This is a genomic window from Dactylosporangium sucinum (assembly GCF_014647515.1).
GTDB lineage: Bacteria > Actinomycetota > Actinomycetes > Mycobacteriales > Micromonosporaceae > Dactylosporangium > Dactylosporangium sucinum.
Genome location: NZ_BMPI01000039.1, coordinates 5351 through 20556, shown reverse-complemented (window position 1 = coordinate 20556; position 15206 = coordinate 5351). Strand labels below are relative to the sequence as shown.

The window sequence follows — 15206 nt, the reverse complement described above, 5'->3', positions numbered from 1 at the left end:
CGAGAAGGAGACCGCCGCCGATGAAGAGACGCATACTCAGCGCCGCCATTGCGGCCGCGACATTGATCACTCTCAACGTTGCCGTGCAGCAGCCGGCCCAGGCCGCGCCCACGTTCAACTATGCCGAGGCGCTGCAGAAGTCGATCTGGTTCTACGAGGCCCAGCAGTCCGGGCCGAAGCCGTCGTGGAGCCGGGTCGGCTGGCGCGGCGACTCGGCGCTCAAGGACGGCCAGGACGTCGGGCTCGACCTCACCGGTGGCTGGTTCGACGCCGGCGACCACGTGAAGTTCGGCTTCCCGATGGCGTTCACGACCACGATGCTCGCCTGGGGCGCGGTCGAGTACCGCGACGCCTACACCCGCAGCGGCCAGCTGCCCCACCTCATCAACAACCTGCGCTTCGTCAACGACTACTTCATCAAGGCGCACCCGAGCGCCAACGTCCTCTACGGACAGGTCGGCACCGGCGGCCCCGACCACGCCTGGTGGGGGCCGGCCGAGGTGATGCCGATGGCCCGCCCGGCATACAAGATCGACGCCTCGTGCGGCGGCGCGGACCTGGCCGGCGAGACCGCCGCCGCCATGGCCGCGTCCTCGATCGTCATCCGGCCGTCGGACGCGGCCTACGCCGACAAGCTGGTCACGCACGCCAAGCAGCTCTACACCTTCGCCGACACCGTGCGCCGCAAGTACAGCGAGTGCATCACGGACGCGTCGAGCTTCTACAACTCGTGGAGCGGCTACAACGACGAGCTCGTCTGGGGCGCGATCTGGCTCTACCGGGCCACGAACGACGCCACCTACCTGGCGAAGGCGGAGGCCGGCTACGCCAGCCTGGGCACCGAGCCGCAGTCGACCACCAAGTCCTACAAGTGGACGATCGCGTGGGACGACAAGTCTTACGGGTGTTATGTACTGCTGGCCAAGCTGACCGGCAAGCAGCAGTACGTCGACGACGCCAACCGCTGGCTCGACTACTGGTCGGTCGGCGTCAACGGCCAGAAGGTGCCGACCTCGCCCGGCGGCCAGGCGGTCCTCGACAGCTGGGGCTCGCTGCGGTACGCCGCCAACACGTCGTTCGTCGCGCTCGTCTACAGCGACTGGCTCGCGGACGCCACGCGAAAGGCGCGGTACCACGACTTCGGCGTGCGGCAGATCAACTACATCCTCGGCGACAACCCCCGCAGCTCCAGCTACATGATCGGCTTCGGGGCCAACTCGCCGAAGAACCCGCACCACCGCACGGCCCACGGCTCCTGGACCGACCAGATCACCAACCCGGAGGTCTCCCGGCACACGCTGTACGGGGCGCTCGTCGGCGGGCCGTCGTCGGCCAACGACGCCTACACGGACAGCCGCCAGGACTACGTGATGAACGAGGTCGCGACCGACTACAACGCCGGCCTGACCAGCGCCCTCGTCCGCATGTACAACGAGTTCGGCGGCACGCCGCTGGCCGGCTTCCCGGGCACCGAGACGCCGGACGGGCCGGAGATGTACATCGAGTCGTCGCTGAACACCACCGGCACCGGCTTCACCGAGATCAAGGCGATGGTCTACAACAAGTCGGCGTGGCCGGCCCGGGCCCTGACCCAGGGCTCGTTCCGCTACTACTTCACGCTCGACGGCACGACGACGATCAACCAGATCACGCTGTCCAGCGCGTACAACCAGTGCAGCGCGCCGACCGGCCCGACGCTCGTCAGCGGGAGCACGTACTACGTGACCGTCAGCTGCGTGGGCCAGACGATCGCCCCGGCCGGCCAGTCGGCGTGGCGGCGCGAGGTGCAGTTCCGCATCGCGTCGTCGGGCAGCTGGGACCCCTCGAACGACTGGTCCTACCCGGCCGCGGCCGGCCCCAACACGCACATGACGCTGTACGACGGCGCGACCAAGGTGTGGGGCGACGCTCCCGGCACCGGCCCGGCCGACACGACGGCGCCGACCGCGCCCGGCCGGCCGACGTTCACGAACGTCACCTCCACCGGGGCGACCGCGAGCTGGACCGCGTCGACCGACAACGTCGCCGTGCGCGACTACTCGGTCTACAACGGCACCACGCTCGTCGGCACGACGGCATCGACGTCGCTGGCCATCACCGGCCTGAGCCCGTCCACGGCCTACACGTTCACCGTGGTGGCCACGGACACGTCGGGCAACACGTCGGCCGCTTCTCCCGGCGGTACCGTGACGACCCAGGCGGCGACGGGGGACACGACCGCGCCGTCCAAGCCGGGCACGCCCACCGCGTCCGGGATCACGTCCAGCAGCGTCGCGCTGTCCTGGGCCGCGTCCACCGACAACGTGGGGGTCACCGGTTACGACGTGCTGCGCCTCGGCGGCACTGCCGGCCCGGTCGTGGTGGCCACGACCGCCGGCACGACCGCGACCGTCACCGGGCTGACCGCGTCGACGGCGTACCAGTTCGCAGTGCGGGCCAAGGACGCCGCCGGGAACCTGTCGACCACGTCGGACCCGGTGTCGGTGACGACGACCGGCGGCACGACCGGCGCTTCCTGCACCGCCGTGTACCGGGTGACGAACCAGTGGGGGGACGGGTTCAACGGCGAGGTCACGGTGACCAACTCCGGGTCGAGCGCGATCAGCGGCTGGACCGTCACGTTCACCTTCCCGGGCAACCAGAAGGTGACCAACGGCTGGTCCGGCGTCTGGTCGCAGACCGGCGCGGCGGTCACGGTGGCGAACGCGGCGTGGAACGGCTCGCTGCCGCCGGCCGGCTCGACGGCCGCCGGCTTCGGCGGCAGCTACTCGGGCACCAACGCGGCACCGGCGACGGTGACCTGCGTGGCGCGTTAACCCGGGCGGAGGCGGTAGATCACGACCGTCTCCCGCTCCCAGACACGATCCGCCAGGTCGGCCAGGCGCGGGGACTCGGTGCCCTGCGCCCGGTCGACCAGGATCCAGCGCACCTTCCGGTCCCACAGCCAGGCCAGCCGCTCCGGCGACGGTGAGTAGATCGCCGCGTCGTTGGCGGCCAGCCGGGCCGGGTCCCAGTACACCGTCGAGGGGCCCAGCCGGTGCCGCTCGGACTGCATCCGGGTCGACTCGGGCGAGTATCCCCAGCTGCCCAGCAGCACGCGGCGCTCGCTGTAGGCCGAGATCCAGTACGCGAGGCTCTGCCGGGCCTGCTCGCCGCTGCCGACCCGGTGCACGTTCGTGGCCACGTACTCGTCCGGTGAGCTGTGGTCGCGCAGCCAGCGGGCGCCGGCGGCCTGGGCCGGGCCGACCCGCACGTGGTAGGCCTCGCCGAGGTTGGCGTTCGTCGCCGCGTCGTGCGGCAGCCGGGCCACGCCCGCGAACAGCACCACGGCCAGCGCAGCGTACGCGCCGGCTCCGCGACGTCGCAGGCCGACGCCGACCGCCGCCGCCACGACCAGGGTCGCGGCGCCGAACACGTAGGTCGGCACGGGCACGCCCCAGCGCGGCCACTGCGCCACCGTCGCGACGACGGCGAACGCGCCGAGGACGCCGGCCGCGGCCAGGGCCACCGCCGTCGCGAGCCGGCGGCTGGCCGGCGACGGAACCCGCTCCGCCAGCAGCACCAGGCCGCTCGCGGACAGGATCGTGCCGAACGGCCAGCCGGCGATGATGAAGAAGTGCTGGCTCCAGGACACGTGCCAGACGGTCAGCGACCCCAGCACTCCGGCCAGCAGCGCCCCCAGCAGGAACAGTTCGGCGTCGTCGAGGCTGCGGCGCGGCACCAGGATGCCGGCGAGCCGGGCGCCCATCGCGATGGCGTAGGCGCCGAGGCCCCAGGCGATGAGCGGGACGTCGCCGAGGGTCGTCCCGGTGTACTGGCTGCCGACGAAGTCCAGCATGATCGTGAACGGCCCCCAGGACAGTCCCTGGCTCTCGAAGCCATAGAGGACGGTCACCGCAAGGATTTCGATCGCGGCGAATGCTCCGCCGAGCAGCCAGGGCGTCCACTGCGGACGTTTTCGCAGCAGGTGTACCCCCACGACCAGCGCAACGCCGGCTCCCGCGAGCGGCAGGACGGTCGACTTGGCGCCGGTCGTGCCGGCCGCGAACAAACCTACGAGGAGCCACCATCCCCGTTCCCGCCGCAGGACCGCGACCGCCGTCCCGATCAGCGGCATGGTCAGCGCCGCCGCGTACAGCAGCGACCGGCTCGACCACGTGTAGTACGCGGTGATCGTGCCGAAGAACGCCGGCGCCTGGCGGGGCATGACGGCCTCGCCGACGGCGAACATGAGCGCCGCCGCCACCGGCCCGGCCCAGGCGCGGCGGGCCACCCGCCAGCCGGTGACCGCGAGCAGCACCACGGCGAGCACGGCGAGCGCCGGCAGGTCCAGCCGGAACCACAGGACGGGCAGGTCGATCCCGGTGGCGAGCGAACCGGCCGCCAGGTGGCCGTAGGCGAACCAGTGGTACGGCAGCGGGCGGTCGCCCTGCTCGGGGACCGTGAGCGGGAAATGGTGCTTGAGATCGCCGGCCAGCGCGAGCAGGTTGAGTTGGTCGATCATGTACTGCTGGGGCCCGCTCACCGGCACCGGAGGGTTCACGGCGAGGAAGGCGGCGGTGAGGTACGCCAGGAATGCGGCCGCGATCCCGGCCACGACCCACGACCAGGTCACCGACGGCCGGTTCGGGTAGTCCGGCGCCCGCCAGTGCCGGCGCAGCCCGGGCACGGCCAGGAAGGCGGCGCCGACCGCGGCCGGCCACAGCCAGACCAGGTCCCGGAGGACGACCAGCGCGAGGGTCTCGCCGAGCAGCCCGACCACGGCCCCGTACGCGAGGTCCTCCAGCAGGCTGTGCGGGCTCGGGCGTAGCGCCCGGTAGATCAGCGTGCCGGGCAGGACGACGCCGAGGGCCAGGTAGGCGGCGTACTTCGCCACGTCGAGCGGCGCGGTCCCCAGCGCCAGCAGGAGCGCGACGACCGCGGCCGCGAGCGTCAGGGCGGGCGCCCAGGCGGTCCACCGGGGCGCCGGCCGGGCGGGCGGCGATGCTTCGGTGCGCTGGTGGACGGTGGTGACGGCAGCCACGGGGCGCCTCCGCGTCGGTTCGGTGTCGGGCGGACACCAGGTGAAACGCGGCCGGTGGGCGTTATGTCACGCTTCGAGTCCGGCCGGCGCCTCGGCGGCGCGGGCCTCGGCCAGGCGGCGCATGGCGTCCTTGCGGGCCGGCGACTCGATCCACTCCAGCGGGATCTGCCGCAGCAGGGTGCCCAGCACGCGGGCGTTGGCCGACGCGACCAGGCCGGTCGCGGCGAGGCCGGGCAGCCCGTAGAGCCTGCGGGCCCACGGCGGCAGCAGGCCGATGGCCAGCGCCGACACGCTGAACGACAGGCCGCGCACCGGGGTCAGGCCGAGGCCGTAGGGCAGCGGCGGCAGGGTCAGGAAGAGGCCGGTGGCCGCCGAGTCGACGGTGAGCTCGAGGCTGGGGCGCATCTCCTCGTAGTACGACTCGATCTCGGAGGCCGTCGCGGGCACCGTGGCGGGGTCGAGCCCGACCAGGGCGGCGGCGCGGGTCTGCTCGGCGAAGTAGCCGTCGATCTCGGCCGGGCTGAGCCGCAGCCCGCCGCGCAGGGCGGCGTCGAGGAACGACTCGACCTCGGTGACGTGCACCCAGCGCAGCAGCTCGGGCTCGTCGACCCGGAACAGCTCGCCCGTGCGCGGGTCGGTCGCGGTCATCCGGCCGTGGACCGCGCGGACCCGGCGCCCGGCCTTCTCGGCCTGCTCGGTGGTGCCGTAGATGACCGTGGTGACGTAGTCCGACGTGCGCCGCAGGCGGCCCCAGGGGTCCTGGCGATAGCGGCTGTTCTGCTCGACGCCGGCGACCGCCCTCGGGTGGAGGGCCTGCAGATACAGGCTGCGCAGCCCGCCGACGGTGACGATCGGCTCCCGGTGCACGCGCCAGGTCACCGAGTCGGGGCCGAACAGCCCGGCGTCGCTCACCGCTGGTCTTCGTCGCGTTTCTGCTGGCAGGCCGGGCACAGCCCCCAGAACGTGACCTCGGCCTCGTCGAGCACGAAGCCGTGCGCCTGCGACGGGGTCAGGCAGGGCGCCTCGCCGACCGTGCAGTCGACGTCGGCGATCTCGCCGCAGCCCCGGCAGACGACGTGGTGGTGGTTGTCCCCGACCCGCGCCTCGAAGCGTGCGGGGCTGCCCGCCGGCTCGATCCGCCGGGCCAGGCCGGCCCGGGACAGGGCGCTGAGCACGTCATACACCGCCTGGGTCGAGACCGAGTCGAGCCGTTGGCGCACCTGGGCGGCGATCTGGTCGACGTCGAGGTGCCCGCGGGCGGAGTCGAGGACCTCCAGCACGGCCAGCCGGGGTCGCGTCACACGCAGACCCCGGGCGCGCAGCAGATCTTCACCCGACACGCCATCAATAACACCACGCAGCTTGGAACCGTTCAAATATTTCCTGACTCTTTGAACCCGGGATCTTCAGCGTGTGTACTTCCCGCGGGGGAGGACCGTCTGTCAGAGGAGGCTTCGTGTTCGACCGTGTGCAAGATATTCCGGCCCACCCGCTGTTCATCCATGCCGCGGTGGTCCTGGTGCCGCTGCTCGGACTGGTCGCGATCCTCTATGCGGTGTGGGCGGGCAGCCGCCGCCACCTCCGCTGGCCGCTGATCGCGCTGGCGATCGCGACCCCGGGCGCGGTCTTCGCGGCGAAGGAGTCCGGCGAGTCGTTCAGCCAGAGCCCCAACTTCCAGGCGGGCGAGCTCCAGGAAAAGATCGAGCAGCACGAGGGCTTCGCCAACAACCTGTTCCTGGTGATCCTGGGCCTGGCCCTGGTCGCCCTGGTGATGGCCTTCATGCTGGCCGTGACGTCGGAGTCGGTGTCGCTGATCAAGGCCCCGCTGGCCGTCCACTGGGTGGTGGTGGTGCTGGGCGTGGCCCTGAGCCTGGCCGCCTTCTACTACGTGTTCAAGGCGGGCGACTCGGGCGCCAAGATGGTGTGGTCCGGCTTCTAGCCCACATGTCGTCGCGCCCCACCCCGGCGTCGATCTTGCAGTTGTGGTTCCACCTAAATCCGGATATGACCGGACAGAGTGGGCACCACAACTGCAAGATCGACGCCAAAAAAGGGGGCACAGGGGGTTAGAAGAGGGCGCGGCCGCAGAGGATGAACAGCAGCACGAGCAGGACGGCGCCGGCGAAGAGGCCCATGCCCCGGGTCAGGATCGTCGCCGCCTGCTCCTCGCGGTCGATCCGCTCGCGGTCCTGGCCGGGTAACTTTCGCGGCGGGAGCGGATTTTCCACGGTCGGCGGACGCCAGCCGTGCGGGGGCGGCGTGTTGCGCGGGGGTCCGGAGTATGAGACGGCGGCCGGGGCCGTCGGCGCGACCGGGGGCGGTGGCTCGGCGCCCTCGGCGGGTCGCCGCCAGAAGGCGTCCTCGTCACTCACGCAGTCGAGATTACCCATCCGGGACGGCGGGTGAAGGGGGAGGAGTCCGCCGTCCCGGGTGAGTCGGTGCCTGATCAGTCGTTGTCGAGCAGGTCGGCCAGGGACATCGGGCGTGTGGCGTCGGGGTCCGCGGCGCGGTTCGGGTCGGCGAGCCGGAGCGTCTCCTGCTCGTCCACGGTCACCGCGTCGACGGACGCCCGTCCGGAGGGAACCGGGGCCTCGGGGGTGGGTTGTGTCATGCCGCCGAGTGTGACCTGTGTACCGCGAAGGCGACTGTCGTCATTCGGCCACTTTCCCGCAAACTCGCCGGAGTACGCTCGGCGCCGTGGCAGGGACGAACGGGTGGGCTCCCACCGATGAGCAGCGTGAAGTGAGCTTCGAAGACTTCGCCGACGAGTTGGTCGTGCTGCCGGACACCACGACCGACGACACCGACGCCGGCTGGGGCGAGCGGTCGTCGAGCAACGACGACCGGCTGCTCTCCGACCGTCCGCCGCACTGGGACTAGGGCCTAGCGACGTTGCATCGGCACGACGAAGCACCCGGCCCCGGGCCGGGTGCTTGAGACTGTTCGTCGGGCGGCTTCGTCAGGCGGCTTCGTCAGGCGGCCGAGGCCGACTTCGTCGACGCGCCGGCGGTGCCGGCGGCGGCCGGCTTCGAGTCCGTCGAGGTCGACTTTTCCGTTGAGGTCGAGGTCGAGGTCGACTTCTCCGTCGAGGAAGCGCTGGACGACGAGCTCTTGGCCGACGAGCGGGAGTCGGTGCGGTAGAAGCCCGATCCCTTGAACACCACGCCCACGGCCGAGAACTGCTTGCGCAGCCGGCCCGCGCACTCCGGGCACTCGGTCAGCGGCTCGTCGGTGAACGACTGCACCGCTTCGAGCTGGTGACCGCACACCGTGCAGGCGTACTGGTAGGTAGGCACCGCTCAGCCTCCATCATTGGCACTCGACTGCTCCGAGTGCCAATGGTGCGCTATCGCACACCCATTCGTCCAGTAGAGGTGGGGCTGCTCATACCCATCGGGTTTATTTCCCACCAGAACCCCGCAAACCGGGCGATCGTGCGGCTCTGCGGGCACCTCCGGAACGTACTCGCCCGGGTACAGCGGCACGATCGTCGGCCCGCTGACCCGCGGCAGCACCCGGTCGTAGGAGCCGCCGCCCTGCCCCAGCCGGAGGCCGTCGTGCGCCACGGCCAGCGCCGGGAGCAGCATCAGCTCGACCGCCGCCACCGCCTCGCGGCCCAGCCGCGGGCCGGCCGGCTCGATCAGCCCGAAGCGCCCCGCGGTGAAGGAGCCGTCGGCGACGGCCCAGTCGAGGTCCAGGTCGTCGTCGAGGATCGGCAGCAGGACCCGCGGCACGACCTCCTGCAACGCGGTCACCAGCCGAGGGCCGCCCGGCTCGGACAGCGTCGGCACGTAGGCCGCCATTGATGTCGGGCGCACCTGCAGTACCGCCGAAACCACCGCATCGACGAGTGCCTGGTCCGCCGCCGCCTTGACGGACGCGGGCAGGCGCCGCCTGGCGGACCGGATGTCCGCCCTGAGCTCGGATTTGCGGGACACCTTGGGCGGCACCGCTGAATTCCCCCTCATCTGTGACAGCATCGCATCAACCGACGTACGGGAGGGCCGACGTGACGCTGCGTGCGCGGCTGACCGCTGCCTTCCTCGCCGTCGTGCTGGGCCCGGTGCTGCTCGGGGCGGTCTTCGTCGGCATCGCCGTCGCCGCCGTCAGCGACCGGCGGGCGGCGGAGCGGCTCGACGCCGGCACCGACAACCTGCGGGCCGCGCTCGCGGTCACCTGCCAGCGGCTGCGACTCGCGGCGGAGACGACGGCGCTGCTCAGCGTCGACGGGGCCCGGCCCGACGCCGCCCAGAACGCGATCTCGCGCGGGCTTGCCCGGGCCGTCGAGGTGATCCGCACCGACGGCCTCCTCCTCACCACCGCCGGCGACCTGCCGAGCAAGCCGTGGGCCGACTGCGCGGCCCCGACCCCGGCCGCCTACGGCGCGATCTCGGCCGCGGTCGACATCATCGACGCGGGCGGGCGGCGCATCGGCCGGGCGTACGCGGTCGAGCCGGTCGACTCGACGCTGCTGGGCTGGCTCGCCGAGGCGAGCGGGGTGCGGATCAACTCGCTCGCCGAGGGCCCGCAGCCGTCGGCCGAGGACAACGGCATCGCCGCGACCGCGCGCGGGCTGGTGGCGGGCGCGACCGGGGCGTCGACCGACGGGCGCCTGGTGCGCCGGCTCGACCCGCAGCCGGGCCAGCCGCTCATGCTGGCGATCAGCGTTCCCGCGCCCGAGACGCAGGGGCTCTATGCGGTACTGGTGGCGGTCGTCGTCTGTGCCGGCCTGGTCGCGGTCAGTGTCGCCTGGTGGCTGGCCCGCTCGACGACCCACCCGCTGACCGAGCTGGCGCAGGCCGTGGAGCGCGTCGCCGGCGGCGACCTGAGCGCCCGGGTGCCGGTCCGCAGCCCGGACGAGGTCGGCCGGCTGGGGCAGACGTTCAACCGCATGACGCGAGAGATGCAGGGGTACGTCCAGGCGCTCACCGCCAGCCGGGACCAGCTCCGCGGGCAGCTCGGCGTGCTCGGCGACACCCTGTCGAGCACCCATGACCTGCACCGGATCCTGCAGGTCATCCTGCAGACGGCGACCGCCGCGACCGGCGCGCAGTCCGGGGTCGTGCTCATGGCCGACCCGGGCAGCGGCGAGCTGTGCGGGCAGGTCGCCGAGGGGCTGGCCGGGATCGACGTCGGCGAGTTGCGGCTCCAGCCGGGCGAGGGCCTGCTGGGCGCGGTCGCCGCGTCGGGCGAGCCGCTGCGCGGGCGGGTCGAGCGCGACGGGCCGGTGCTGTCGCCCGGCGAGCCGCGCTGCGTCACGTACGTCGCCGTGCCGATCGCCGCGCCCGCCGTCGGGCCGACCACCGGGCTGGAACTGCCGCTCGGCGACCGGCCGCCGGCCACCCGGGGCGTGCTCGCCCTCTACGACCGGCACGGCTTCGACGAGTTCGACGACGCCGACCTCATCACGCTGCGCACGTTCGCCGGCCAGGCGGCGGTCGCCGTCGACAACGTCCGGGTCCACGAGGAGGCGCAGCGGCTGTCGCTCACCGACCCGCTGACCGGCCTGTCCAACTACCGGTACCTGCGCGAGTCGCTGCGCCGCGAGGTCGAGCGGGCCAGCCGGTTCGGCCGGACACTCGCCGCCCTGGCCCTCGACCTCGACCGGTTCAAGGAGGTCAACGACACCTACGGGCACGCGGCCGGCGACGCGGTGCTGGCCGAGTTCGCCCGGCGGCTGCGGGCCGAGATCCGCGAGGTCGACTTCGCGTTCCGGCAGGGCGGCGAGGAGTTCGTGGTGCTGCTGCCGGAGACCGACGCGGCCGGGGCGGCGGTGCTCGCCGAGCGGCTCGGCGCGGCCGTGCGGCGCAGCCCGGTGATCGTGGTGTCCTCGATGCCCGGGCAGGCGCCCCGGCGGATCCCGGTGACGGTGTCGATCGGCATCGCGGTGTTCCCCGCTCACGGCGCTACCGGGGCGGCGGTGCTGGAGGCGGCCGATGACGCGCTGTACGCGGCCAAGGCCGGCGGGCGCGACACGTACCGCGTCGCCGGCGCATCGGCCGGCGCATCGGCCGGCGCTGGGGACGGCCCCGTGGCGCCGGACGTCGCCGGCGCCGTGACCAGTGCAAAGGGGAGCGGTGAGGTGACGCCCGGCGCGCCAAAGGCGGCACAACCGCCACGACAGAGCCGTGGCGGTTAGCCTTGCCACATGCCTGACACGACTCCTCACCAGCACGCGGCGGCGCGCCAGCGGGCTGTCAAAGCCGTGATCCCGGCGGCGGGACTGGCCACCCGCTTCCTCCCGGCGACCAAAGCCGTGCCGAAAGAGCTGCTCCCGGTCGTCGACCGACCGGTGCTGCAGTACATCGTGGAAGAGGCGGCCGCGGCCGGCATCAGGGACATCCTCCTGGTGACCGGGCGGGGCAAGACCTCCATGGTGGACCACTTCGACCGCCGCCCCGACCTGGAGGCGCGCCTCGCGGAGAAGGGCGACGACGAGCGGCTCGCCGCCGTCAAGCGCCCCAGCGAGCTCGCCGAAATTTACACCTGCCGCCAGGGAGAGCCGCTCGGGTTAGGCCATGCCATCTCCTACGGGGAGTCGCACGTCGGCAACGAGTCGTTCGCGTGCCTGCTCGGCGACGAGTTCGTCGAGGAGACCGAGCCGCTGCTGCCCGCGATGCTGGACCTGCAGGCGCAGACGGGCGGCATCGTCCTCGCGCTGATCGAGGTCGAGCCGGCGGAGAGCAACCGCTACGGCATCGCCTCCGTCGAGCCGTCGGACCTGAAGGCCGACGCCGGTGAGGTGCTGAAGGTGACCGGCCTCGTCGAGAAGCCCAAGCCGTCCGAGGCGCCGAGCAACCTCGCCGTCATCGGGCGGTATGTGCTGCCCCCGATCCTGTTCGACGCCATCCGCCGCATCGGCCCGGGCGCCGGCGGCGAGATCCAGCTGACCGACGCGATGGCGCTGCTGCTGGCCGAGGGCACGCCGGTGCACGGCATCGTCTATCGCGGCACGCGCTACGACACCGGTATGCCGCTCGGATACCTGCAGGCCGTCGTCCAGCTCGCGGTCAAGCGCAACGATCTCGGCCCGGCGTTCAAAGAGTGGCTGACGCAGTTCGTGGAGAAGGATCTGCGCGGGTGACAGCGGTTCCAGCGACGGGCTCCCACCACGACGCCGGGCGTGACGCCGGCGTCGGGCCGAACGCGCGTGTCCCACTCGCCGACTACCTCGCCGGCGTGCTCCGAGGGCTGCGCCCGTTGCCCCCGCTGGACCTGGAGATCACCGCCGCGCACGGCAACGTGCTGGCCGGGGACGTGGTCGGACCGGGCCCGGTGCCCGCGTTCGACCACGCGGCCATCGACGGTTACGCCGCGCGCTTCGACGACATCAGTGACGCTCAGCCGGGCCGGCCGGTCCGGCTGAGCGTCGTCGGTGACCTGGTCGCCTCCAGCTGGCGCCCGGTTCGCCTCACCCCCGGCACCTGCTTCTCGGTCGCCGCCGGCGCGCTCATGCCGGTCAGCGCCGACGTGGTGGTGCCGCCGGGCCTCACCGACCAGGGCATGGCTGCCGTCGAGGTGTACCACCCGACCAAGCGCGGCCACGGCGTCCGCCGCGCCGGCGACGAGCTGCCGGCCGGGGCCGTCCTGGCCCGCGCCGGCGCCTACGTCACGCCCCCGCTCGTGGCCGTCCTCGCCGCCAGCGGCATCGGCCACGTCGTGGTCCGCCCCAGCCCGCGCGTCGTGGTCATCGCCACCGGCGACGAGCTCGTCGACGTCGGCCGGGCCAGCCAGCCGGGCCAGGTCGTCGACGCCAACTCGCACGCGCTGACGGCCGCCGCCGCCGAGGCCGGCGCCCACGCGTATCGGGTCGGCATCTGCGACGACGACCCCGAGGGGCTGCGCGGCCTCCTCGACGACCAGATGCTGCGGGCCGACCTCATCATCACGACCGGCGGCACCGGCACCGGCCCGGGCGACATGGTCCGCCGCATCCTGTCCCGGCAGGTCGTCTTCTCGGATCTCTCGGTCTATCCGTGCTCGTCGCTCGGCTACGGCACCGTCGGCGGCTCCAACGGCGTGCCGATCGTCTGCCTCCCCGGCGATCCCGGCGCCGCCCTCATCGGCTTCGAGGTGCTCGCCCGCCCGGTCATCCAGCTGCTCGCCGGCGCCGACCCGGTGTTCCGGCCCAGCGTGCGCGCCCACCTGTTGGAGACGGTCAGCTCCCCGTCGGGCATGCGGGAGTTCCGCCCGGCGTACATCACCGAGCGTCGCGGCGGCGGTTACACGGTCGCCCCACTGGCGGGAGGGCCCTACACGCTGTCAGGATTGGCCGACGCCAACGGGCTCATGGTGCTGGGGGAGAAGGTCATCAGCGCGGCCGCCGGGTCCACGGTCGACGTCATACTGTTGGATAGGCGGCGATGAGTCAGCCAGGATGGCCCGCGGTGCTCAGCGACGGTCCGGTCACGCTCCGGCCGTATCGGCGTTCCGACGCGCGCGCGTGGTCCGAGGTCCGCCGGGCCAACGAGCAGTGGCTCGCCAAGTGGGAGCCGACGCCGTATGGCACCTGGGCCGACCTCAACTCCCCGGCCGCCTTCCGGGCCGTCCATGCCGACCTGCGCCGGGCCGCCCGCCACGGCAGCGCCATGCCGTTCGCCGTCTGCTACGAGGACGTCCTGGTCGGCCAGCTCACGCTGGGCAACATCGTGCGCCGTGCGTTCTGCTCCGGCTACGCGGGGTACTGGGTGGACTCCCGCTATGCCGGCAAGGGCATCATCCCCACCGCCCTGGCCCTCGTGGTCGACCACGCCTTCAGCGTCGGCGGCCTCCACCGCGTCGAGGTCAACATCCGCCCCGACAACCTGGCCAGCCGCCGCGTCGTCGAGAAGCTCGGCTTCCGGCAGGAGGCTTATCACCATCGGTACCTCCACATCGACGGCGATTGGCGAGACCACCTCGGCTACGCGATGACCACCGAGGACCTCACCGGCGAAGGTGGCCTTCTGGCCCGCTGGCACAAGGTCTCTGCTGCCGCGTAGGGCGTGTTGACGTCGCATTACGCGCGTTTGGCCGTACTGTCTCTAGTCGGAGTTACCACGTTGTAACTTCCACAGACTTGGATTCCTTGTTCGTATCCTCGCGGCTCGTCCGTCAGTTCGATCCGCGGAGTTCGTCGGTTCCTAGGTTCTCGGCTACAGACGTTTCGGCGTTCTACGTTTTGGTTCTGAGCTTTGTCCTCGTTCGTTTTGCTTTCGTTCGTTTGGGTTTCGTTCGTGGTTTCGGAGGGGTGAGGGTGCCGACCTCGGTGCTCCTCGCCGTCCTCGCCGCTGCTGGGCTCCTCGCCCTGGCGCCCGCGTTGGTGCGCCGATACGACGCTACAGAGCGGCTGGTGGCGGAGCGGGCGTTGTCGACCGCACGGGTGCTGTCCCGTGCGGACCGTCGACGCCGCACTGTTCCCGGCCGCCGCCCGGTGAACCCACCCCGGATCGTGGTCCCGCGCCTATCCTCGGGGAACCCGGTTCCGGCGTCGGCCCGCGCGGATCTTGCCGGGCGTCGGGCCGCTTCCGCCGGCTCGGAGGTCACGGGCCGCGTGGGCCGGTCGGGCCGTCCCCTGGCCGCCGTCGCGCCGTCCACTCGCCGCCGCCGGGTGCACCGCCCACCCCGAGCCGTGTACCGCCGTCGCCGGGTCCTCCTGGCCCTGGTGGTGCTGAACCTGGTCGAATTGTGCGGCGTGGCCCTGGTCGGCCCGGGCTTCTGGATCAGCACCGCGGTCACGGGTGTGCTCCTGATCACGTACCTGGCCCACCTCCGCACCCGCGCCCTGGCTGACCGCCGCCGCCGTCGCCGCGAGGCCCAGTACGCGGCGTGGATCGCCCGCCGGCAGGCCCAGGTCCGCCGCGAGCAACTCCGCCGCGCCGCCCAACGCCGCGAGGCAGTGGCCCGCCAACTGGCCGAACGCGACCGTGCCCGCCGCGAGGCGGCCCGCCTGTCCGCCCTCCGCGGCCGCCCCTACGACACGCGAGCCTCGGGCCAGTGATCTGATTCGCGGGCCCCGGGGGCGACCTGTTACTCTTAGCGCCGGTCCGCTTCGGCAGACCGGCTGGGGTTGTGGCGCAGTCTGGTAGCGCACCTCGTTCGCATCGAGGGGGTCAGGGGTTCGAGTCCCCTCAACTCCACCAGCTTGGGCTCACCCTGCTCGCTGTCCCTTCGGGACGGCTCGCTGGGAGCTGGCGGGATTCCC

The 15206-nt window shown here is 72.3% G+C and carries 15 protein-coding genes and 1 tRNA gene; 9 read left to right on the top strand and 7 right to left on the bottom strand.

Annotated features, from left to right (window positions below; genetic code table 11):
- Window positions 1-20: 20 nt before the first annotated feature.
- Window positions 21-2816 carry a glycoside hydrolase family 9 protein gene (locus tag IEZ31_RS33620; RefSeq protein WP_190254081.1) on the top strand — a complete coding sequence of 932 codons (2796 nt, stop codon included), beginning with the start codon at window positions 21-23 and terminating at the stop codon, window positions 2814-2816.
- Here IEZ31_RS33620 and IEZ31_RS33615 read toward each other — a convergent pair.
- From IEZ31_RS33615 to IEZ31_RS33605, 3 genes are all read right to left on the bottom strand, one after another.
- Window positions 2813-5023, bottom strand: a complete 2211-nt coding sequence (locus tag IEZ31_RS33615; protein ID WP_190254080.1) for a hypothetical protein — start codon at window positions 5021-5023, stop codon at window positions 2813-2815. The two genes, IEZ31_RS33620 and IEZ31_RS33615, sit on opposite strands and share 4 nt — an antisense overlap.
- 66 nt (window positions 5024-5089) lie before the next feature.
- Entirely contained in the window at window positions 5090-5935 is an 846-nt protein-coding gene (locus IEZ31_RS33610) for an oxygenase MpaB family protein (RefSeq protein ID WP_190254079.1), read from the bottom strand.
- Entirely contained in the window at window positions 5932-6363 is a 432-nt protein-coding gene (locus IEZ31_RS33605; protein ID WP_308429458.1) for a Fur family transcriptional regulator, read from the bottom strand. The genes IEZ31_RS33610 and IEZ31_RS33605 overlap by 4 nt, the downstream gene beginning before the upstream one ends.
- Window positions 6364-6479: 116 nt before the next feature.
- Between IEZ31_RS33605 and IEZ31_RS33600 the strand changes: the two genes are divergently transcribed.
- Window positions 6480-6962 carry a DUF2231 domain-containing protein gene (locus IEZ31_RS33600; protein WP_190254078.1) on the top strand — a complete coding sequence of 161 codons (483 nt, stop codon included), beginning with the start codon at window positions 6480-6482 and terminating at the stop codon, window positions 6960-6962.
- A gap of 127 nt (window positions 6963-7089) precedes the next feature.
- Here IEZ31_RS33600 and IEZ31_RS33595 read toward each other — a convergent pair whose 3' ends face one another.
- Both IEZ31_RS33595 and IEZ31_RS33590 read right to left on the bottom strand, forming a co-directional pair.
- Window positions 7090-7395 carry a translation initiation factor 2 gene (locus IEZ31_RS33595; protein WP_229836070.1) on the bottom strand — a complete coding sequence of 102 codons (306 nt, stop codon included), beginning with the start codon at window positions 7393-7395 and terminating at the stop codon, window positions 7090-7092.
- Between the two features lie 74 nt (window positions 7396-7469).
- Entirely contained in the window at window positions 7470-7634 is a 165-nt protein-coding gene (locus tag IEZ31_RS33590; protein ID WP_190254076.1) for a hypothetical protein, read from the bottom strand.
- Window positions 7635-7765: 131 nt separating this feature from the next.
- On the opposite strand from IEZ31_RS33590, the gene IEZ31_RS33585 reads away from it, so the two are divergent.
- Window positions 7766-7903: a hypothetical protein gene (locus IEZ31_RS33585; RefSeq protein WP_229836069.1), complete on the top strand. Its 138-nt coding sequence runs from the start codon at window positions 7766-7768 to the stop codon at window positions 7901-7903.
- Between the two features lie 92 nt (window positions 7904-7995).
- On the opposite strand, the gene IEZ31_RS33580 is transcribed toward IEZ31_RS33585, so the two are convergent.
- Window positions 7996-8319: an FmdB family zinc ribbon protein gene (locus IEZ31_RS33580; protein WP_190254074.1), complete on the bottom strand. Its 324-nt coding sequence runs from the start codon at window positions 8317-8319 to the stop codon at window positions 7996-7998.
- A 3-nt stretch (window positions 8320-8322) separates the two neighbouring features.
- A complete protein-coding gene (locus IEZ31_RS33575; RefSeq protein ID WP_190254073.1) occupies window positions 8323-8991 on the bottom strand; it encodes a 5-formyltetrahydrofolate cyclo-ligase in 669 nt (222 codons plus the stop codon).
- Window positions 8992-9032: 41 nt separating this feature from the next.
- Here IEZ31_RS33575 and IEZ31_RS33570 point away from each other — a divergent pair, with 41 nt between their 5' ends.
- The 6 genes from IEZ31_RS33570 to IEZ31_RS33545 all read left to right on the top strand — a co-directional run bounded on the left by IEZ31_RS33570 (window position 9033) and on the right by IEZ31_RS33545 (window position 15144).
- Window positions 9033-11162 (top strand): GGDEF domain-containing protein, encoded by a 2130-nt coding sequence (locus IEZ31_RS33570; protein ID WP_190254072.1) that lies wholly within the window; start codon window positions 9033-9035, stop codon window positions 11160-11162.
- Between the two features lie 9 nt (window positions 11163-11171).
- Window positions 11172-12107 carry a UTP--glucose-1-phosphate uridylyltransferase gene (locus IEZ31_RS33565; protein WP_190254071.1) on the top strand — a complete coding sequence of 312 codons (936 nt, stop codon included), beginning with the start codon at window positions 11172-11174 and terminating at the stop codon, window positions 12105-12107.
- Complete coding sequence (locus IEZ31_RS33560; protein ID WP_190254070.1) at window positions 12104-13390, top strand: molybdopterin molybdotransferase MoeA; 1287 nt, start codon at window positions 12104-12106, stop codon at window positions 13388-13390. Before IEZ31_RS33565 ends, IEZ31_RS33560 begins: the two co-directional genes overlap by 4 nt.
- The gene (locus tag IEZ31_RS33555; protein WP_190254069.1) at window positions 13387-14004 is read left to right on the top strand and encodes a GNAT family N-acetyltransferase; all 618 of its coding nucleotides are present in this window, start codon (window positions 13387-13389) and stop codon (window positions 14002-14004) included. Before IEZ31_RS33560 ends, IEZ31_RS33555 begins: the two co-directional genes overlap by 4 nt.
- Window positions 14005-14252: 248 nt before the next feature.
- Window positions 14253-15002 carry a divisome protein SepX/GlpR gene (sepX, locus tag IEZ31_RS33550; protein ID WP_229836068.1) on the top strand — a complete coding sequence of 250 codons (750 nt, stop codon included), beginning with the start codon at window positions 14253-14255 and terminating at the stop codon, window positions 15000-15002.
- 65 nt (window positions 15003-15067) lie between these two features.
- A tRNA-Ala gene (locus IEZ31_RS33545) sits at window positions 15068-15144 on the top strand.
- The last annotated feature ends 62 nt before the right edge of the window (window positions 15145-15206 follow it).